The 20,442-nt window shown below is 48.3% G+C and carries 21 protein-coding genes; 3 read left to right on the top strand and 18 right to left on the bottom strand.

Annotation, left to right across the window (positions count from 1 at the left end; translation table 11 throughout):
* Nucleotides 1-2: 2 nt before the first annotated feature.
* The 7 genes from SD10_RS26405 to SD10_RS26375 all read right to left on the bottom strand — a co-directional run bounded on the left by SD10_RS26405 (nt 3) and on the right by SD10_RS26375 (nt 5,800).
* Nucleotides 3-1,016, bottom strand: coding sequence for a ScyD/ScyE family protein (locus SD10_RS26405; RefSeq protein WP_046578183.1), 1,014 nt, complete (start codon nt 1,014-1,016; stop codon nt 3-5).
* Nucleotides 1,017-1,090: 74 nt separating this feature from the next.
* Entirely contained in the window at nt 1,091-1,603 is a 513-nt protein-coding gene (locus SD10_RS26400; protein ID WP_046578181.1) for a lipocalin family protein, read from the bottom strand.
* 33 nt (nt 1,604-1,636) lie between these two features.
* Complete coding sequence (locus SD10_RS26395) at nt 1,637-2,308, bottom strand: hemerythrin domain-containing protein (protein ID WP_046578179.1); 672 nt, start codon at nt 2,306-2,308, stop codon at nt 1,637-1,639.
* 177 nt (nt 2,309-2,485) lie between these two features.
* Nucleotides 2,486-2,878: a Rid family hydrolase gene (locus tag SD10_RS26390; RefSeq protein WP_046578177.1), complete on the bottom strand. Its 393-nt coding sequence runs from the start codon at nt 2,876-2,878 to the stop codon at nt 2,486-2,488.
* Nucleotides 2,859-3,665 carry a VOC family protein gene (locus tag SD10_RS26385; RefSeq protein ID WP_179945479.1) on the bottom strand — a complete coding sequence of 269 codons (807 nt, stop codon included), beginning with the start codon at nt 3,663-3,665 and terminating at the stop codon, nt 2,859-2,861. The genes SD10_RS26390 and SD10_RS26385 overlap by 20 nt, the downstream gene beginning before the upstream one ends.
* A gap of 248 nt (nt 3,666-3,913) precedes the next feature.
* The gene (locus tag SD10_RS26380) at nt 3,914-4,798 is read right to left on the bottom strand and encodes a c-type cytochrome (RefSeq protein WP_046578174.1); all 885 of its coding nucleotides are present in this window, start codon (nt 4,796-4,798) and stop codon (nt 3,914-3,916) included.
* 285 nt (nt 4,799-5,083) lie between these two features.
* Entirely contained in the window at nt 5,084-5,800 is a 717-nt protein-coding gene (locus SD10_RS26375; RefSeq protein ID WP_148562516.1) for an Ig-like domain-containing protein, read from the bottom strand.
* Nucleotides 5,801-6,261: 461 nt separating this feature from the next.
* On the opposite strand from SD10_RS26375, the gene SD10_RS28950 reads away from it, so the two are divergent.
* Entirely contained in the window at nt 6,262-7,677 is a 1,416-nt protein-coding gene (locus SD10_RS28950) for a sensor histidine kinase (RefSeq protein WP_052731303.1), read from the top strand.
* Between the two features lie 26 nt (nt 7,678-7,703).
* Here SD10_RS28950 and SD10_RS26365 read toward each other — a convergent pair whose 3' ends face one another.
* From SD10_RS26365 to SD10_RS28945, 8 genes are all read right to left on the bottom strand, one after another.
* A complete protein-coding gene (locus SD10_RS26365) occupies nt 7,704-8,996 on the bottom strand; it encodes a serine hydrolase domain-containing protein (protein ID WP_046578168.1) in 1,293 nt (430 codons plus the stop codon).
* 323 nt (nt 8,997-9,319) lie between these two features.
* A complete protein-coding gene (locus SD10_RS26360) occupies nt 9,320-10,447 on the bottom strand; it encodes a sensor histidine kinase (protein ID WP_046578165.1) in 1,128 nt (375 codons plus the stop codon).
* Between the two features lie 333 nt (nt 10,448-10,780).
* On the bottom strand, nt 10,781-10,945 hold the full coding sequence (locus tag SD10_RS29760; protein ID WP_158500598.1) for a hypothetical protein: 165 nt from the start codon (nt 10,943-10,945) through the stop codon (nt 10,781-10,783).
* A 14-nt stretch (nt 10,946-10,959) separates the two neighbouring features.
* On the bottom strand, nt 10,960-11,226 hold the full coding sequence (locus SD10_RS26355; RefSeq protein ID WP_148562515.1) for a hypothetical protein: 267 nt from the start codon (nt 11,224-11,226) through the stop codon (nt 10,960-10,962).
* 127 nt (nt 11,227-11,353) lie between these two features.
* Nucleotides 11,354-11,746 carry a RidA family protein gene (locus SD10_RS26350; protein ID WP_046578158.1) on the bottom strand — a complete coding sequence of 131 codons (393 nt, stop codon included), beginning with the start codon at nt 11,744-11,746 and terminating at the stop codon, nt 11,354-11,356.
* A gap of 80 nt (nt 11,747-11,826) precedes the next feature.
* Nucleotides 11,827-13,191, bottom strand: coding sequence for an amidohydrolase family protein (locus tag SD10_RS26345; RefSeq protein ID WP_046578155.1), 1,365 nt, complete (start codon nt 13,189-13,191; stop codon nt 11,827-11,829).
* A 93-nt stretch (nt 13,192-13,284) separates the two neighbouring features.
* Complete coding sequence (locus SD10_RS26340; protein WP_227699075.1) at nt 13,285-13,794, bottom strand: hypothetical protein; 510 nt, start codon at nt 13,792-13,794, stop codon at nt 13,285-13,287.
* Between the two features lie 43 nt (nt 13,795-13,837).
* On the bottom strand, nt 13,838-14,338 hold the full coding sequence (locus SD10_RS28945) for a cupin domain-containing protein (RefSeq protein ID WP_052731302.1): 501 nt from the start codon (nt 14,336-14,338) through the stop codon (nt 13,838-13,840).
* A gap of 281 nt (nt 14,339-14,619) precedes the next feature.
* On the opposite strand from SD10_RS28945, the gene SD10_RS26330 reads away from it, so the two are divergent.
* Nucleotides 14,620-15,189, top strand: a complete 570-nt coding sequence (locus SD10_RS26330; RefSeq protein ID WP_052731301.1) for a Crp/Fnr family transcriptional regulator — start codon at nt 14,620-14,622, stop codon at nt 15,187-15,189.
* A gap of 251 nt (nt 15,190-15,440) precedes the next feature.
* Here SD10_RS26330 and SD10_RS26325 read toward each other — a convergent pair whose 3' ends face one another.
* From SD10_RS26325 to SD10_RS26315, 3 genes are all read right to left on the bottom strand, one after another.
* The gene (locus tag SD10_RS26325; RefSeq protein WP_046578152.1) at nt 15,441-16,331 is read right to left on the bottom strand and encodes a helix-turn-helix domain-containing protein; all 891 of its coding nucleotides are present in this window, start codon (nt 16,329-16,331) and stop codon (nt 15,441-15,443) included.
* 74 nt (nt 16,332-16,405) lie between these two features.
* Nucleotides 16,406-17,224 (bottom strand): SDR family NAD(P)-dependent oxidoreductase, encoded by an 819-nt coding sequence (locus SD10_RS26320; RefSeq protein WP_046578151.1) that lies wholly within the window; start codon nt 17,222-17,224, stop codon nt 16,406-16,408.
* Between the two features lie 355 nt (nt 17,225-17,579).
* Nucleotides 17,580-19,043, bottom strand: a complete 1,464-nt coding sequence (locus tag SD10_RS26315) for an autotransporter outer membrane beta-barrel domain-containing protein (RefSeq protein ID WP_052731300.1) — start codon at nt 19,041-19,043, stop codon at nt 17,580-17,582.
* A 507-nt stretch (nt 19,044-19,550) separates the two neighbouring features.
* Here SD10_RS26315 and SD10_RS26310 point away from each other — a divergent pair.
* Complete coding sequence (locus tag SD10_RS26310; RefSeq protein ID WP_046578150.1) at nt 19,551-20,399, top strand: SMP-30/gluconolactonase/LRE family protein; 849 nt, start codon at nt 19,551-19,553, stop codon at nt 20,397-20,399.
* Nucleotides 20,400-20,442: the final 43 nt, after the last annotated feature.

Here is a 20,442-nt window from a genome sequence, read left to right as displayed (position 1 = left end):
AGCTAAAACGTGATTTTTACTAAGGTACCGTCACCCAAGCTGGTCAGGTAAGCCGTATGGCTATCGACTACTTTTAAGTCCGTTGGCATATTTAATGCATCAAAAATGATGTCGCTGCTACTACCCTTTGCCCGCAGCAATCGGCCTGTTTTAGGCGTGAAACCCGTTGGGCCGAACACGGCAAATTCAAGGGCCAGGTAGTTGCCATTTCCATCATTCTCAATATCGACCAGGCTATTGAAGGTCTGTTGAAATACACGGAGCTTTCCTGTTAGATCCATCTGATAAATGAGCGCTTTGCCAGCCGGAAACGGAAAGCCAAGCAAGGTACTGATAGCAAACTGCTTTCCATCATACGTAATCCCCGTGGGTACCGATTCGATAACTGGTGGTCCTGGAGGAGGGCCAGCTGGGTTTGGATTGGCAATACCCGGCACGGCTGTCACAACACTCAACTGGCCAGTTTTCGATCGACGAATAATTGCATTAGCGGCTGCATCCGAAAAATAAAGCGCACCATCGGGGCCAAGGGTCATATTGTACAGGTGTGATTCGCCCGTGTCCTCAGTAAAAGCGTAGTCTATTACAAACTTCTGAATGTTCTCGGGCGTCATACTGGACGCTGGAATTGGTGCATCCCCTGTTTTGAATGAGGTAAGATCGAGGGTGTAAAGGCCTTTAGCATTCAATACATAAAGCATGCCGTTAGCCGCCAACAGGTGATCCGTAGCGTCCAGTTCACCGTCTGGGCGTTTGAATGAATACATCCCTGTAATTAGTGGGTGTGTTTTCCCATCAGGGGTGATTTCCAACACACGGGCATCGTTATTTCCAGTGCCTTGCTCGGTTACGAAAATGCGTCCACTCGCATCGGTCTCCACGCCAATTGGCGCTATTAAACCCGTTGTCAGTGTTGTTATTGTAGGCTGAACAGCAGTTGGAATTCGGTGATCCTGACATCCTGTTAGCAGACTGCCAGTTAGAAATAAAGCTAGGACAGGTAGTTTGTACTGCATCTTATGCGTTGTTTGACGGGAAATGACATTAATTAGTTTTAAACGTGGCACCCCTTGTATGACTGATCGTTGACTTAGCGCGTTTTCCAGGTTACTATTGCCGCTGAGGACGGCCCTTCCTGGCTACTGATCACCTTTACTTTAAGATAATTATCGGCGGCATCGATGATCTTCCAGGTCGACGTTTTGTTATTAATTGCATTGGTAATGATCAGACTGTTGGTCGCCTTGTCGTAACTCCAGTTACCTGGGTTTGGTGTACCAGACGCAGATTGTCCATCGCAGTTGAGGTTGCCTTCGTCAACGGACACCGTGCCATTTGGCTCGAAGACAATCGTATTGTCCAGATCACAGGGTCGTAGAAAGCTCATCAGATTAGTATCGAGGTGGCCATCGCCATCCAGATCGATATCCTGACCGAGTTTGAAATCGGCCATCTGCCAGCGCGTGCCAACAAGCAAGGTCCCAAGATCGGTCGAATGGCTGGCTTTAGGCGAAACGGTATCGGTCTTATAACCGAACGAAGTTGTCAATAAGAACAGTCCCGAAAGGGCTGCGAACACGGTGAAAGTTGCTAATTTGTTCATGGTATTTGTTGTGATAAAAAAGAGGACTGATTGTCAGGCTATTTCCAGAGCGGCATGTACTTTCGTTAGGCGCTCCAATGGTAGTTCTTCTTTGGCCAGTTGAAGGAAGCTGTCAAATACGAATGCGGGTGCAGCATGTTTGACCCCCGATAGCCACTCAATTATTTCGTTATCGTTAATTGAGCGCATCATCCAGCGGCTTTCGGCCATAAGCGTTTGGGGCGAGATGGCTTGTATGATCTCGTGCTCCATCTGTCGGATTTCGGCGTCGGTGTAATGCTTCCAGAGCAAATGAATCAGCTCGTTCTCTTCCTTGTTCATGTGGTAGAGGTTAAAGGCGATGAACTCGCTAAAGCCGAAGTGAAGACGTTGACCAATGGCTTCCAACTGATTCGCTGATGTAGCCGCTTTCCATTCTTGGATTTGATCAAAAAGCGTTTGCGTTAATCGGTGGTCGATCTCATGCTCTTTTTCCAGTTCATCAATGAGTTGCGCGTTGTGCTTTTGGATGTGCGGCAGAATAAATCGATCCTCATGCTCAGCGTGTTCATCGAAAAACAGGAGAACCTGATTTAATTGATCAATCGTTTCGCTAGCTTCTGCCTTCGAAAAATGGGTTTGCTGTACACGGATAGCTGTTTCATACAGCATGCCCCGCAAACCTTTATGAATTTGATTAAATACATTGTAACGCTGATTTTGCATGAGTTTTTGAACGTTTAGAGGATGTTATAAAAGATGAATAATTGGAAACCGGTGCAATAGGTCCAGATTGCAGAGGTCGCGCCTGGGCGTCAGTCTGATTACGGGTGCCTAGTTGTTTACGAAGGCACAGCTCGCAAGCCCCGGTAGAGTGTTGGGTGAGTCGGCACATAGACGGATTTACTTGACGGCTATTGTGTCGGTTTCAACCCTGGATTGCTGAAATGCCCGTGTTTTCACTTCGATCAGGGTGCTACATAGTAAGGAACTAGCAGCCTGAAGCCGACTAATTACCTCACTGTATACGGCAAAAATCTGCTCAACCGAAATCTGGTAATGGCTCAGGCGCACCACCTTTTTCAAGGAGTGTCCGGCATAATGCCTGATTGTAGTTTGGTTGTCGAAGCACAGACCGAATGGCTCGGCCTTCTTGCCTTTAATGGGTTGGCCGTTTGCATTCAGGGCGGCTTGTCCAGCACAAAACAATGTGGGGCTAGCGTGAGGGTTTTCCATGGCTCGGGCATTGCCTAATCGATCTTGCCATTGCCAGGGGTTAATTACTGTTTTGTTCATGAGCACTGTTGTTAAAAAAGAGTAATGGTGTTTGATTTCGTGTTATTGTCTTGAGAGTCAGGGCTTTTGCTGGATCAGGCAGGTTAAGCCGATGAGTTTTCTCTGCGAATCCGATCGGTAACAGATTGACTTCAAACGAATACAACTGGTGTAGGATCTCATTAACTCCGCAGGTGAATTGAACCCGGCAATAACTTAGCCTGGCCTGGGTGTTCGAGAAAAGCCAGGTACGACCCTCTTTAGCCAGAATAAAAAGCCCGTTATCATCGCCCAGCGCATTGAAATCAGCCTGAGGTATCGTTTTACCAAACTGCTTTACGCAAAAACGGCGTTGAATCTCGCGGGATGTGTAGGCAACATCCTGAGTCGGCAGCCCAATTTCGCTAATACCTTGAAATAGTTCTGGCAAGGTTAGATTTGGGTCATTCAGGTCAAGATCGGTGCGGGCAATGAATTCCAGTAGATTTCCGCAAGGATCATAGAAATAGCAGGCTTTGGCGCGCCAGTCTGGAAAGTAAGCAATAGTTTTCCCAGGCCTTTGTGTCGACAGGTAATCTAGATCATAGTAGTACATGAGCACATCAAGCGAGTCATAAGGCACGTTGATCGCAACATGATAGGGCGCCACTGGCTGATCGACGAGCTGGAACGTGAGCTTGGAATAGCCCACTAACACCGTTAGATGAGTGACGGAACGGCTTAATAAAGGCAGGCCAAGGCGACCGACGTAGAAAAGGCGAACGGCCTCCAGATTATTCGTGTATAAATCAAGTTCAAGGATTTTCATAAAAAAGTGGGTTATAGGGCGGACGAATAATGACTTGAGATTTGCTTAGTTGCTGAGTCAAAACTAGTTACCTCAATTGCCTGAATACAGGTGATCATGTATGAATTGCCAAAAGCCGTGCATGAATTGTTTGCTGATTGGTTGTACTGTTTGTTTAGTATCAGGGCTCAACGCTTCTATTTTGCCAACCAATCAGGCTTGTTTTATACTACTATTTGCACGGTCGACGGCTAGCCCCAGTGAATTCGCTACTTCAATGAGCGGAAGTATTGGTAGAGCGATGCTAACTCGTTGTCACTATAAGCAGCGGTCATTTTCCAGGGCATATGCTCATTATTAATCTGATGCCCGCCCGGCGTTTTACCGGTGCGTAACGTATTGACAAACTGCGCCAGCGTCCATCGTCCAGTGGCACCAGTACTGGTCAGGTTAGGGCTAGGGGGGAATCCAGGCGCTACGGGGTCACCGCCTTTTAGATCGGGTTTATGACAGCCAGTGCACGTTATGGACAGATACTTACCTTGCCCAATTCCCAACGATGTATCAGCACGGGCAACCATCGGTTTTTGATGGTTAATCATTTCGACGGGTAACAGCGGCATTTTGCCTAAATAGGTCATTATCTTGGCTACCGGCCCAACGTCGTGGTCCGGTAGTTCGTTGTCGACAGAAGGAACCTGCTGGCAGTAGGCAATTAGCGCCTGGAGGTCTGGCTCGGCCAGTACTGTGCTTTCGTGCGAAGGCATAAATAAAAGTGGCCGACCAGTACGGTCAACACCGTGGCGCAGGGCCATTAGCCAATCGGATGTGCTATAATCGGCTGGCCGACCACCTTTGCCACGGGTCAGATTCGAAGCTACCAGCCTGCCCACAGCCCCATCATTCAAGAAAATTTTCCCGGCCAGATTCTTGCCATGGCAATCGGTACACCCTTTGATGGTAGCTAAGTGCCCACCTCGCTCTAGCATAGCTTTGTCATGCGGGATAGGCAGGGTTTCGGCCGAGAAAGCGTAGTGTTTCTGGATTCGCTGATTGATATTGTGCGAGATCAAAAAATAGCCAACGAGTAGTAGAGCGATCAGGGTCAGGAAGATACCACCGATCCATTTTCCAAGGGTATAAAGTAAGTTCATGTGAGGATTTATTACAGACCGATACAAAAGTGGCGAGGCTATGAGGCCGTTTGAAAGTATCGATGAATGAGCTGGCCAATTAGCTGTATGAACTGGAAGAATAGCTGGCTGAATGGTAATCGTTACGCCGAGGCTAATTGTCCGATTAGTAGCTAGTAGAATGGCGCAGTTAATCAAGATTCCCTGCGCTATGGGGTAAGCCGTACTAGTTGGATAAACCCGCGCCGTTTCGTTCCGCAACCTTTATTATAAGCCTGATTTTTGCAACAGAGTCGCAGGGTGCATTTACATGTCCGTTACGTCGATTACTAACTGGTAGCGATCAGAACCTGTAAGAATGGGTTCGAAAACGCCCATCGTGGCTGCATTGTACCCTTTGTCGTAGTAGTAATTTTTAACGGCCAATGATTTGTTCGTGGATAGGTCTCTTGCCGTGATTTTGTATTGGCCTATAGGAACATTGTAGGAATACAGCCAGTCGGGACGTGCTACCTGCGTTTCGCCCGTACTCCCATCGACTAGGGGGCCAACCGGTTCCAGCGTGACCTCGATATTGGGGAAATGCGAATTCCGGGTGTGATTATCTACTTCAATTGTTCCGCCATACCAGCCACTGTCTCCAAAATTAGATCGTTGGCCTGCAATGGCTAGTTTTAGGTTTTTTACGGCCCCTTCTTCGGGCGAAAATGCGCTATCGTCTTCAACAAACAGGGCAAGTTTGAAGGGGTAATTCAGGTAGTTGACCGTAACGTGTCCCCGCACGTAATAGGATCCAATTAATGGGCCTCCACCAGTACTAAGCTTTATTTTATAATTCCCATTCGCATCAGAATAGCCAATCAGATTGTTGACGACTCCACCCGTATTGTTGATTGTGATCTCAGCACCTTTGATCGGTTTTCCCTGAGCGTCGTAAACAGTACCCATGGCGTAACCCGCTTGCGGAGTAGTAGGTGGTTGGGGGGAGATGGATTCGCCCGAGTGCTTTGAGCAGGCAGCCATACAGATTAGGCTAGCTATTAGTAAAATGCGTTTCATCGGTTTCATTTGAGAGAGAATTTGTTGCTTACATGATTGAGGTAGCTACGCTGTAAATAATTGTTTTGTAATGTGCCAGCGATAGCTTGAATTAGTGTTTTCTATTAATGCCCTTAACACAGGCCTGGTCATCAACTCCATAGTTGGAGTGGTACTATTGTAGATTTTTGACTTAAACTTTTCGCTGGCATTGGTTTTAATTCATCGCAAAGGTGATAGATAGGTGACGGCCATTTGATTCAAACTGTCATGAACTATCTGTTTTGCTACCTGAATTCGCTTAAACCCTGTTTTAATTGCCAATACAACCCTACGGCCTCCGACGCTTACCAAATGCATGTCCGCCTTTCAGTTTAACATCAAGCAGTAAATCTTGAATCATGCTGTATCTTCGTTTTGGTTGAGCCATTTCCTTTAGGCGCTGTATGATTCATAATTTTTATCTGGGTGCAGTGAGCACAATCGTCCTGTTAAACGCCGTTCAGTGGAGCTTTTCACGAGACTGGGTACATGGACTCTTTACCCTGCATCCGTTAATTTGGCTTTTACTGGCTTTAATGCAGGGCCTACCGCTTACCGAGCCTTATTTTCTGGCTTCACACACGGGGGGAGATGGCCTGGCCCTGCTCATTTATGTGGAGATAATCCACCGCATGTTCGACCAGAAACAATATCACCGCCGAGTTGAGCGATGGTTTCGCTGGGTTCAATTAAGCATACTGACGTATATGGTAATCGAAGTTGGTCTGTTGCTGATCATACCGGAACGCTGGCTATCGACGCTGATTTATCCGTATGCTTCCCTTCTCTATTGGAGTACACTAACTGGGTGTTGTCTAGTGGGTTTCGGTATTGCATCACGGCATCAGAATCCCATCGGATGGTTCTTTATGATTGGTAGTTTTTTGCTGATGCTTAACGAAGCCCAGAGTGTATATTACTTCTTCACCCGTCTGTTTATGCATGGACCGGCCGCTCTCTCCCGGGATACCATGCTCCTGATTCAACAAATCATTATTGGCGGATTCATTCTTAAGTTACTTTGCTTCTCACTCTGCTTAGTATTCTGGCAGCGGAAGATGGCCGTGGCGAGGGCCGTTGCTCAAGCCCGCACCAAAGATCGATTAGAGCAGGAGCGCTTACAGGCTCAGTTAAGCCAGCAGCGGCTTGAACAGGAGAACACGGATATGCAACTTCGGGCATTACAAGCCCAGGTCAATCCTCATTTCCTGTTTAATAGCCTGAACTCCCTGTCTTCATTGATTGACGATGAGCCTGAGCGAGCTGGTCAGTTTGTCAACGAATTAAGCGTTGTATACCGGTATCTGCTGCGTGCCAACCAGATCGCTGAGCCACGTAGTGACGGACAGCGTACGAACCCTGATGCCGGGGCGCATCAACTACTGACAACCTTGGCCAACGAACTTGCCTTCATTGAGTCGTATTACCACTTGCTTAAAACACGCTATGGCGATGGACTGTACCTGACGGTTCATGTAAGTGATACTTACCAGCACTATCTATTGCCGTCTCTGACATTGCAGTTACTGGTCGAAAACGCCGTCAAGCATAATAGTACGTCGTCAAAGCACCCTCTTACGGTCGAGATCACCGTTGATGCTGGTGGCTACCTGACTGTCCGCAATAACCTGCAACGCAAAAAGGCGCGCGTTTTGTCAAACGGCGTGGGCCTATCTACCATTGCGGCTCAGTACCAAAAGCTTAAGCAGCCTGTTCCCGAGGTTAGTGAAGAGAGGGACTGGTTTATCGTTTGTTTACGATTGATTGTCCCACCATCCGATGTTACTGTTTCTGCGGAGTTGAACGGATTAGCAGAATAAAAACCGGGGACTTTGTGGTTTATCTGCTATTTCGACAGGATCATTTCTTTGATCTTATCCGACACGAAGTGGCCGTAAGGGGGCTCCGTGTTTGACAGGATAATTACGGTATAGCCACTATAGCGATACATATTCAACTCCGTGCAAACACCAATATAGCCACCACTATGGCCTGTGACCACTTCCCCGCCTAACGCCTGATATTCTTGGCCAAGGCCCCAATCGGGTGTATGCTCGGTTAAAAACTGCTCCTGAGTTTTCTTTTTTAGCAGTTTCCCCCTTCGGATCGCCTGCGCAAATTTGTAAATATCCGAGCTGGTAGAGAAGCCGCCCCCGGCTCCACTGTCAAGGCTTGTCTGGTGCATTCCGGCGGGCAAGAGGGTATTTTTATTGACAAAGTCTGCAAAGCTGGAGCCGGTTACTTTTTCAATGAGCAGCCCCAGTAGTAAGAAACCCGTATTGCTATACCCAAAAGCAGCACCAGGCCGAAATTGCGGCTTATCGTTTTCAATGGCTGGCAGGAATTCCTCACGGGTAATCACTTTGCCCGCTTCTGGCTGATAAGCCGGGTTTTCAAAGAAATCGCCCATGCCACTGGTATGGGTAAGTAGTTGGCGTATCGTTATTGAATGGAGGGCTTTATTCTTTATTTCGGGCATAAACTTTCCGACGCTGTCGTTGAGCGAAAGCTTACCTGAATCAACCAGTTGCAATATACTAATTGAGGTGAACAGCTTACCCAGGGAGGCCAGATTGAACGGCTGGTCCTTGGAGTTGGGCCTTCCCTGAGGATTATTACCACATGATTTCGCATAAATGACCTGATTGTTGCGGGCGATGAGGACATTTCCGGCAAATACATGTTTGGATTGCAACTTAGTGATATAGGTGTCGATACCGGTCAGGATCTGCGTTTCCGTAAGCTTGGCTGAACTCAGTCCTTCACTTGAAAGGCGGACCGGCCACATATGGTGCTCCTTGAAATGGTTCGTGCTATCCGTGAGTACAACTAGTTTCCACCAGGAATCATAGGCATTCGTTTTAAGCAGCAGCTCAGTTCGCGTTGGCGATATGCCTACTGTTTGCCTGAGTTGCACCGGCCCAATCTGGGCAAACTCCCGGTGCATTCGGTGACTGTTGGCTGTGATCTGAGCCTGATCGGCAGTTAGGCCAGCAAAATATGTCTTAAAGTTGATAGAATCGCCAGTATTATAAACGGCTACCAACTGGTTTGTAAACCGTGTGGTAGCCGTTTCTGTTGGTGTTTGTGCGACGGCTGAAATTCCCAGGAAAAGCAACAAGATTATTTGACGAAACATGGCCTGAATTGGTTTGATGAAGGCCAAAATTGATTCTATTGCCTTTCAAGTAGTAGGGAACTATGTATCGGCTGCCGTATGATCGTACTGACCTGACTAAATGAGGGGGTGAATTGTAGGGCTGGGTGCCTTTTATTACGATACTACTGCAGGAAATATCGCCATTGTTGACATGATAGTAGGGCTTGGAGCGGATTCCCTTGTCTTGCTCACACCCGGAAAGACGAGCTTTTCACCTCATCGAAGGAAAGGTACGCTTTCAGATCGGTAGAATTTTACACTAGTGGCCCCCTCTTAAGCGCCTGATTCCTATTAATCTATATTTATTTATCCTTTTCGGTATTGGTTGACAAGGGAAGTCTTACGGTGAACAGGCCGTCGCCCTCCTCAATGCTGGGCTGGGGTAGATTCAGCATCTGGTACTTGGCAACAATATTCGTTAAACCCACACCATTCGAAGCAATGCGAGCCTCGCCGGGCCGCGTGGTTTTGCGTTGCAGCGTGTTTCGAACCACCAACTGACCCCGTTCGTCGATAGTAATGTCAATCATAAGCGGACGTTTGGGCGATACAACATTGTGCTTAACTGCGTTCTCGACCAGAAGCTGTAATGTTAACGGCGGAATCTGGCCCTGACGACGGCTTTCATCGACCGTTACCACCATGGCAAGCCCTTGACCATACCGGGTTTGCAACAAAAGATAATAGGCGTCGATGAATTGGAGTTCAGCATCCAACGTGGTCAAATGCTGCTCATTGGCCCGTAATACGTACCGATAAACCCCGCTTAGTTTATCCACGAATTGTTCAGCCTGCTGGGGAGCCTCACTGATAAGGGCCGAAAGAGTATTTAGTGAATTGAACAGAAAATGGGGGTTTACCTGCTGTTTCAGTGCATCGAGCTGGCTTTGCATATTGGCAATCCGCAATTGCTCCTTCTCTTTCTCCGACTGAATGAGTTGCTTTTGATACAGTAGGGAGTCTTGTCGGTAAAAGAACAATTCGTAGATGATTAGGAAGAAAATAGCGATGGTCATGCCATGAATAAAATCCATTCCATAGGCGCTCATTCGGATCGTAACGCTCCCCAAGCCAAGGCTAACCACCCGGCCATTGGGTTTAAAGCTGGCAAAACTTCCCTCAATTATACCATAGCGAAAAGCATCGTAAAGCCAGGAAAATGCAGTAGTGGCCAGTAAGCAACTCAGAAAGCTAACAACGATGCGCTGACCGGGGCGGTGCCGGCTGGCAAATACGGATCGGAATCGGGCAATAATAGCTCGGTTCAAGTACCAGAGCAAGCCAATGTAAAGGCCTTTGAGCCCCATTGTTACCAGCACCAGGCCAGTCAAGGGTTGCCGGATTATATCATCACTCAATAGTGATATAGCCGTCAACAGGCTAATACCCACCACTCTCAATCCTACATCATTAATCCTTAAACGGCTCATTTCATTTACTCATCATGACCTTTAAAATTACTGACTTTCTCATAACCTAGCGCGTTCATTTTTCTATTAAGCCAATAGATCGTTTGAATAGCAGTTCTTTACCCGCCTGTAGTTCATTAAAATGGGTTGCCACTTGTTTAATTACGTTCTGTTGACACGCAGAATAGTCATTCGCTACTTGATATACGCGATGACTGCGGATCATGGCAAAGCGCTATCCAGGATAAATCAGTAATTCAGCACGAAGGGTTCGGGTTTCTACATTCCAACTGGGGCAATTGCCCGTTATCCAGTACGTCGTCACGCCCAGTGAACCCCGGTAGCAATCCGAGCTCATAAGTACAAGCCACTATCACCGAAGGTTGACCGGGTGCCAGCAATGGCCAGAAGCAGGTTTTTTATGGCCCTCGCTTCGGGCGAAAACGTGTTGTCATCCTCCACAAACAAAGCCAGTTTGAAAGGATAATTCAGGTAGTTGACCGTAACGTGTCTCCGCACATAATACGAGCCGCTCAGTAGACCGCCACCCGTACCGAGCTTGCCAAAGGCGTCGGTATAGCTGAATAGGTTATTGACCAGACCACGCCACCCGTGTTATTGATTGTACTTTTGGCCCCTTCGATGGGCTTGTTCTGCCAATCGACCACCCGGCCCGATGCGTAACCCCATTGAGGATTTGGGTCATTGAATACAAGGACAACCCCTTCACTCGCCGGCGTGGAGCAGGCTGCCAGACTAATAAGGCTAGCGGCTATACATAAGCGTGTTAGAGAATTCATGGGATAATTAATAAGTTGGTATTTACTGTTGTGGATCGCTCCAGCAAAATACCAGAAGGATTGAGGCATTTTTTTGGTAACGATATAGTATATACGTCGAAAGGGAGATGTTTGTGCTGGGTAAGCTTTAGCGAACGACCGTAGCTTCAATTTCGATGGTGAGGGCCGGATACGCCAGAGCCTCTACCTGAACCAGCGTACAGGATGGCGTTACCCGGTGCGCCTGTAACCAGGCCATGAGTGTCCCATAAGCTGCGAAGAAATCCGGAATCGAGGTGGTGTACAAATTTAAACGGATGATGTGCGCCGGGTGGTAGCCCGCTTTATTGATAACGGTTTCTAAATTTTGCAGACTAAGCTGCACTTGTTCGGTCATGCTGCCGCCCACCGGATTGCCGTCGGCATCTATTGCCGCCTGGCCTGCACAGTATAAGGTACCCTGATGCTGAGTGATTTCTACGGCTTGGGCGTAGCCAAAATTATTTTGCCATTGCCAAGGGTTGATTGTTTTAAGGTTCATGATTGTTGTTGGTTTTTGATGCGTAGCAAGGCTACCTGAAGTTGCTTAAATTCGATTAGAATAGGTTCTTGGCCAGACGGTTAAACTTGCGCCATACTTGTCATAAGGGCCTTCTCGACCAGATATCCCGCCGTTTTGTAGGCCTGCTGCCGAATGGAATCTAGTTGCGGATGGAGTAATTGGCCATTGCGCTTAACGGCTTTCCCCGCCACAAATACCGAATCGACATTACCTGCGTTAGCTTGTGAAACAATGGCGGCTATCGGATCGGCCATGGGCGAGAGATTCATCTTGGTAGTATTCAGCATAATCAAATCGGCCTGTTTGCCCGGCGTCAACGAGCCCGTTTTCCGGTCTAAATTCAGGGCTTTGGCTCCGTTGACGGTAGCCCATGTTAAGGCGTCAGCCATAGTCAGGGATATGTGCTGGGGCATTTCGCCAACGCGTAGAAGCCCATCATTGGCCAGGGCCCGTTCGGTTTGCAGCGCTATCCGCATTTGCGTGAACAGATCGCCACTGACGCCGGAAACCACATCCACACCCAGCGAGGGGGCTATTCCACCCGCCATGGCCCTGCCCGTGGCCGGAAAACCCAGGCCCATTTGCATTTCCACTTCGGGCGTAATCGACACCGAACAACCGTTGTCGGCAAGCCGGGTAAAATCTTCGATAGTCAGGTAATTACCATGGGCAATATTCAGATCTGGTCCCAGCAATCCAGCAGTGGCTAATTGCTGAACAGCCTGATATTTACCGGCAAATGTGCCACAACCCGCATGCATCGAAATAGGTAGATTAAGCCGCCGGGCCATGGTTATATCCTTAACAGCCACGGCAAACTCGGAATATTCCGGTCCCCGAATGGCCATCGCTGGGGTAACCAACTGATCGGAAGAATTAAAATGCTGCTGACACAGGCGTTCGATATCCGTTGGGTGCGTGAGCTTGCTCTCATAAAACCACTCCCATACGGAGGTGCCGGGCGTTCCATACCCAAACACGGCTCTGATGCCCGACTCCTTCAGACCGGCAATGGCACAGTCGGCATGGTCGGGCGAGTTCATAATGTGCGACCAGTCAAACAAGGTGGTAATACCCGCGTCCAGGGCTTCAAGAGCGCCTAGTAAATTGGCCGTGTAGACATCCTGCGGCCGAAACGAAGCAGCCAGCGGTCCCAGAATATGCTGCAGATATTCCATGAGTGAATAATTACCTGCGGTGCCACGAATTACACTCTCCCAAACGTGGCGATGTGTGTCAATGAAACCAGGCATAACAATCTGGTGGCTGGCATCAAGTACAACGCAGTCGTCGGCGTCAATATCTGGCTGGATTGCTGTAATTTTTTCGCCGGTAATGAGTACATCAGCGCATTTAAAAACGTGGCCTTGCTCGTCCATGGTGACGACGCAACCCCCTCTTAACAACGTTTTAGTCGTTTTCATGTTTATCTGAATGTGTATTTGCTGTGAAAAAGTAGACATAGTGGTTCTGGCTGACCTTTTGAGTCAGAAAACCTGGAATTGAAAATTGAGAATCTACAAAGGTTTGATGTGCAGACTGATCCAATGTTCAGCCTGGACTAAACTTTCAAATAGGATGGTCGGCACCTGCCAAGATTTCTGCTGTTGCAAGGCTACCGACGACAATTTTGAGAACAGATCAGGCGAGGTGATACTGAGGTTATAGCGTAAGCCTGCCTGATAACAACGGGGAAACATGTCGTTGTTGATCCAGTCAACAACGCCAACCCAGGCTCCCTCGATTTCCTTTGTGTCGTGGACATGAACGCGGCAGTTTTTGGCAACGCCCTCACTCTGTTGCCAGGCAATCATCTTCATCGAAGCTTGCTTCACTTCATCTTCAGAGGAGTAACCCACCCACTTCATCAGCAGGTAGTTTTTGTTGGGCTCGTAGCTCAGAATCGCGTAGATGTCGCCAGCCGCGTTTTTTATCCGTTCGACGGTTACCATCTGTTTGGTTTTTGGTTTAAAGGTAGCCGAAAGAGAGTTTTCAGGCAAGGCAGAACGAGTGGAACAAGGCTGCATAGACCAACAACGTTTAATTTGTTTTGCGGTGCTTTGGCTGCCGTTAGACGGCCATTTGGGGCAGATAAAACGCAACTTCGTGCTGAGGAGCCAGTCGCAAAAAATCGGCCACATCCAGATTGGCAAAATCGGGCACCTGCGTCAGATCGGGGATGTCCTGTGCTGATGCGACCGGTTTACCAACGGCCCGGAAATAAGCCTCTAGTTTGCCCGGCATAGCAATCGTCAGCAGTTTCCCTGTTGTAGCACCCACGTTTTTGTAGGTATGCAGCGCATGAGCCGGCACGCGGACAACGGCCCCCGTTGTGGCAGGAATTAGGTTATTAGGTTCGTGAAGCATAAACTCAAATGAGCCGTCGATGATATAGAAAATCTCTTCGTCGGGGTGACTGTGGGGTGGTGGACCGGCCAGCGGTGGTACCATCTCTTCCCAAACCGCATATCGACCTTCAGTAGCCGCAGTCGGAATCTGCAGGGTAATCAGGGTAGTCAGCACAATAAGCTGCTCGTGGTTTTGGGACACTAACGTGTTTGTGTTGTTCATGTTGTTTTTTGTTTTTGTTGATGCAAAGTAAAGGCCGTGTCGGGTCTTCTCTATTTGATTCAAATCACAAAAGCTGCTGAAATCTTAAAAAAGAGTTGCAAAAGCTCCGTTGAGATAAATTATTGATAATTAGCCATTTGTTGTTAAGTTGGGTGATGAGTCATTCAATAAAATGAATGGATTCTACAGTTCATTCAGCAATTTCAGCAATTCATACAGGGGGGGTGGGACAGATGAATCAGATATCTTATATTTAGGATTTCACGGACCCATACCATTTTATGCGCGTCTTATTTAACATCGAGCGACTAATTAATCCATCGGCGGAAGAAAAGGCCGCTTTGGCGAATGTGCTGCACACCCGACTGGTAAAAAAGGGAGATCATTTTCTCAAAGCCGGTGATGCCTGTACCAGTATTGCCTTTATTGAGAGGGGTTCCGTTCGCTCGTACTACCAGCTCGAAGATCGGGAGGTATGCAAAGATTTTATATTTGAAAACGGCCTCGTCGGTTCGTTTGCCGGCTTCTTCGCTCAGGAACCTTCGGCCTTGTATATTGAAGCCCTGGAAGACACCCAATTGATCGAGCTTTTTTATGACGATGTATTGTGGCTCTATGATCATTTTCCTGCCTGGCAAAAGCTTGGGCGGATCATCGCCCAAGATCAATTTATTCGGGCCGAAAAACGTGAAGCGGCATTTCTCATAGACCATCCGGAAGTGCGCTTCCGGGCTTTAGTCGATGAGCATCCTAAAATTTTTAAACGAGTTCCCCTGCAATACATCGCCAGTTATTTGGGCATAACGCGTGAAACCCTAAGCCGGTATCGGGCAAAACTAAAGATCGCCTGATATACAAAATAGGGCGTTATTTTAAATACGGCTACTCTAAATTGACGTTTTTCTAAGCAATTTAGAGTAGCCGTATTTAAAATAACGCCCGAATTACGGGGTGCGCAAAGCCATCTTTGTCCCATGCCGGAGCCTTTTGTGAGAATAAGTAGTGCACAGTAACTAAGAAAGCTTAAAAAAGCGTTGACTTTTGGGTAGCGTTCTGTCCGAACCGTTAAGATGTCTGTTTCGATGATCACTACCTGACCAGCCTAGTCAACCAGTCCCTTTTTGAACCCGAGTGGGGTGAGGCCCACTTCCTTTTTAAAGAGCCTTGAAAAGTAAGAGGGGTTATCGAAACCCATCGTATAGGCGATCTCCGAGATACTTAGTTCGTTCTGCTTGAGCCGATTCTTCGCTTCATTAATCAGGCCAATGTGAATCAGTTCGATGGCCGTTTTGCCAGTCTCCTGCTTGAGCAGATCGCTCAGGTAGCGGGACGATACATTCAATTGAGCGGCCAACTGCTGTACCGTTGGCAAGCCCTCGGTTTGCAGTAAGCCATCCCTGAAATAAACCCATAACGCTTGGTTGAACTTCGACACCGTTTGGCCCGATAACTCGGTGCGGTTGATAAACTGACGCTTGTAAAAGCGCTGGTCATACGTCAATAGCGAGTCCAGGTGGGTCAGGATAATCAGCCGACTGTACTCATCCGGATTACTGTAATACTCGGTTTCGATCTTCATAAATAGGTCCCAGATGATCTGTTCTTCCCGCGGAGAGAGGTGTAGCGCTTCGCTCACTTCGTAATCGAAATACGAGTAGCGGCCAATTCGTTCGTGCAGCGGATGACCCAAAAAGTAATCCTCATGCACAAACAACAAGAAACTATCTTCCTCGACCTCCAGGTTACGAAACTCAATTCGTTGCCGAGGCTTCACAAACGACAGCGCGCCGTTGGCATGATCATAGACTGTACGCCCATACAACATGACGCCGGCTTTGAGTTTTTTGAACATGATTCCGTAGCAATCGGTCGTAAAGGCTTCTCCATCCAGAGGGCATCGTTGCAGCCCCCGTTCCAGGGCCAGTTGAGGATGCTCGGGCGGAGTGAGGCCCAGCTGACGGCGCATGGCGCTTAGGGTGTTGAAATGAAGCATGTGTCAGGTATAGAAGTCAATAATCCGGATAAATCTACACCGAAAATCGGTGTAGATTTATCCGGATTTGTTTGTTAATCGCCATGTGCGGCCGTAGCGACCTGTTCCCAGGCGTCCCATTCGGCAAACCGACTATCGTAGCCTTGTTTAACTAAGGGGTAGGCAAGTTTGCCAAGCAGCAGCCGCAGCGGTGGTTGCTCACTCTCAATAAGCTGGATAATCGCAGCAGTAGTAGCTTCGGGCTGACCCACGGAGAGGTCGGCATATGAGGCCTGTAATCTTGCTTTTAGGGGGGCATAAGCTGCTAAAGGTTGGGTGATTACGGCCGAGGAGCCAGCATAGTCGGTGGCATAGGGGGCTGGCTCCACCAGGCTAACGTGAATGCCAAAGTCGGTTACTTCTGAAGCTAGCGTTTCGCTCAGGCCTTCAACGGCGAATTTGGAGGCATTGTAAAGCCCCACATTAGGCCAGGTGATCAGCCCCAATACGCTGGATACCTGAATGATGTGGCCATAACCTTGCTCACGCATGATGGGCAAGGCGGCCTGGGTCAGCCAGAGCAAGCCAAAAAAGTTGGTCTCCATCAGATCGCGCGCCTGTTGTTCACTGGTTTCTTCGACACTACCAAAGAGGCCATAGCCCGCGTTGTTGATCAGTACGTCCAAGCGGCCAAACTGCGTCTTGGTTTGCTCTACGGCCCGGCTAGCCGCCCCTCGGTCGGTCACATCCAATTGAATGGGTAGCAATTGGGGACCAAACTGAGCTTTCAATTTGTTCAGGCTGGCCAGGTTCCGAGCGGTGGCGGCTACCTGATAGCCTTGTTGCAGAAAGGCTTTGGTCCACAGTTGGCCAAAGCCACGAGATGCACCGGTAATTAGAATGGTTTTGCTCATCTTTATTGTAGTTTAAATGATGAGGCAAAGTTTGAACAAGAGCGCCGGTCTGAACTGATACAAAAGTGGGAAAATCTGACACATTTTGACAATCAGTCTATCTGTTCGGGGGCTAGCTTAATGCTATTAGATGATGTGTCAATCCGCCTTAGCAGTCATTATCCCTGAGCTTGCCTATTTTAGTCGCTAAAGTGTCTCCCTAAACGCCCCAATATTAATGCTTCTCGTCTCACTTGGGTGCCTTATTTGAGATAGACTAACATCAGCTACAACCTTAAGAAGAACCGTATTTATAATGAAAAAAAGCCCTGACCTACTGCCTGAGCGTTTTTTAGTTAATCCTTAATTAGCCAGCTTACTTCTTCTCAAGAAGTTGCCTAACGAGTTGCTCTAATTGAGTAATTCGTTCGCCCTGTCGCTGCGCTTTTTGATCCTGTTCAATGCTATACAACGTTAACTCCTCTACCTTTTCCAGCAAGGTAGCATTCATCTTGACTAGATCAACCCCTTCCTTGATCACCTGTTCTGCCGAAGGGACACCGGGCAGGTGACCATGTTGACCAACATAAGCAGCCACCGCTGACAAGGTACGCAGACTATAGCCCGAACTAAAGACATGGTCGCTCCACTCACTGACCTGGTTGATGCGTAGTTGATACTTTGCTTTGACTACTTCCCCCCGTTCATCCACTGTTAGAAACTCATCGGTGGTGCGCTGGGTAGGGCTGGCAGTGGTCAGCTTAGTCAGACGAAGACCGCTTTTGTCCGCCGATGGACCCACCACCTCCAGGCGGTCGGTTGGCGCTGAGGTACCAATGCCTACATTCACCCCATTACCCAGGATTAGGGCATTGCTGCTGGCTACCCGGCTATTGGAACCGATGGCAATGCCATTGAAAATACCATCCTCAGCCTGACTGTTGTAACCCATCAGTACGTTTTCGCTGCCATCGGTAATGGCCGTTCCGGAATTAGGGCCTACAATGATGTTGTGGCTGCCGGTGGTAATGTACTGGCCAGCTTGGTGGCCCACTAAAGTGTTGCTGGAGCCTGTTGTATTGCGATAGCCCGCCCCGGCGCCCACAAAGGTATTCTGACTGCCCTGCGTATTACTACCCCCGGCAGCTTGGCCCAGGAACGTATTTTGCTGCCCCGTATTGTTCTGTGACCCCGAGCCGGTGCCCACAAAGGTGTTGTTGGTTCCCGTCTGGTTACTGTTGCCGGCGGAGGCTCCTAAGAACGTGTTGGCCACGCCTGTGGTATTGTATAGGCCAGCCCAGTAACCTATGAAACAGTTGCTGCTGCCAGTTCGATTCGAGAGCCCCGCGGAGCTACCTATGAAGGTGTTGCTGCCCCCAGTGGTGTTGGCCGCCCCGGCCCCCTCCCCAATAAATTGGTTGTTAGACCCGCTGGTGTTAGCCACCCCGGTGGAGGCTCCAATAAAAATGTTGTAATCGCCTGTATTAATCAGGCCCGCCTGATAGCCAACAAATAGGTTGCGATGACCGGCACTGCTATCGCCTGTCTGGTAGCCGATCAAGACATTGTCATAGCCTGAGGAGTGTTGACCGGCTTGAGGGCCAATGAAGGTGTTGTTGGTGGCGGGCGCAGTGGCATTGGCCACATTAGCGACATAGTTAGTGGGTTGAGCCCAAAGGGCACCAGGGAGCAGGCAAATCAACCAGTAGGCTACCCCGCGCTTCCCAATGTGTGATAACCAGGGTTGACTAGACTGATTCTGCCGGTTTGTTTTGGATGGAGTTCGGGCGTTAGCATAGCTAAGCAGGTAAGCTAAAGGAGCAAGGTGAGATGAAGACATAGTACCATGGAGTTTAGTAGTTCGTCAGATTGGTCTGGCGAATTAATCATACATCGTCTTCAACAGCAAAAGGTAAGTAGGGATATCCCTGCGGCTCGTTTCTGTCTTGTGTTTCCTGGGACTCCTTTTTTGCTAAGCCGTTGCTGGATAGCGGCCCTGTGGCCACTGGCAAGCACTAGCGGGCCTGGGTTATAAGTAAGCGTCAGGTCTACTCGTCTGACGAACTATACCTAGCGTTGCTGGGCAAGGGTCTTGTCCAATTTTCATAGAATGATTAAATTAAAGTTAACGGCTCTATTTGATAGGCTGTAACTGGATTTGGAAAACGACAAGTATTAACAGCCGATTAAACGGTTTTAAGGGCAAGCTGGTATCGTTACTATTGAATGGTTTTGATAATTGTTAACTGTAATTCGTAGCATACGATAATTGACAGATAATCGGTAAATTGCTCGCCTATTGAAACCTAGCCTAGCGTTATTTTCATTTCTCAAATCCTGACAACTCATGGCAAAACCATTCCTTATTTTACTGCCCAGTCTATTAGTTAGCCTGACTTTTTTGGTTCAGGCCCAATCTGTTGAGCTAAAGCCTGTTTGGGAAAGCGATACTACGCTCCGCACACCCGAAAGCGTTTTAGTTGATCCCGGCCAGAAGGTCCTGTATGTAGCCTGTATCAATGGCGGTCCAGCCTTGGAGAACAAAAGTAGCTACATTGCCAAAGTAGGTCTGGATGGTAAGGTGATTCAGTTGAAATTTACGGACAACCTCAATTCGACCAAAGGAATGGGTATCCTGGGGGATAAGCTGTACGTGACCGAAATGACACAGGTTGCCGAAATTGCCCTGGCTACGGGAAAGATTCTGAACCGATATCCAATTGAAGGCGCTAAATTTCTCAATGATATTGCCGTTGACACCAAAAAAGGGGTGGTGTATGTCACCGACTCAAACGACAGTAAAGTGTGGGCCATAACCAATGGAAAAACCAGCCTTGTTTTAGCTGGTGAACCGCTCAAAGGTACCAATGGACTCCTGTTTGAGAACAATCAATTACTAATTGGCAACGGTGACGGCACCCTGTTGAGTCTAAATCCTGTGACCAAACAACTCAGCACGATTGCCAAGGTTTCGGGCGGTATTGATGGGATTGTGGCCCTGGGAAACAAGACCTATATAGTGACCGAGTGGGCCGGAAAAGTCTGGTACATTCATGCTGATGGCAAGTCTGAGCTAAAAATGGATACTTCCACTCAGAAAATAAACTCGGCTGATATTGGCTATAGTGCAGCGACAAAAATGTTGTTCGTGCCCACCTTTTTTCACAACACAGTTAAAGCTTACTCGCTCAAATAAGTTGGCCATACACTGATTACTTTCTTTTGAGCTAAGGTTATTG

The organism is Spirosoma radiotolerans (genome assembly GCF_000974425.1).
Classification (GTDB): domain Bacteria; phylum Bacteroidota; class Bacteroidia; order Cytophagales; family Spirosomataceae; genus Spirosoma; species Spirosoma radiotolerans.
This window is presented reverse-complemented; position numbering and strand designations above follow the sequence as displayed.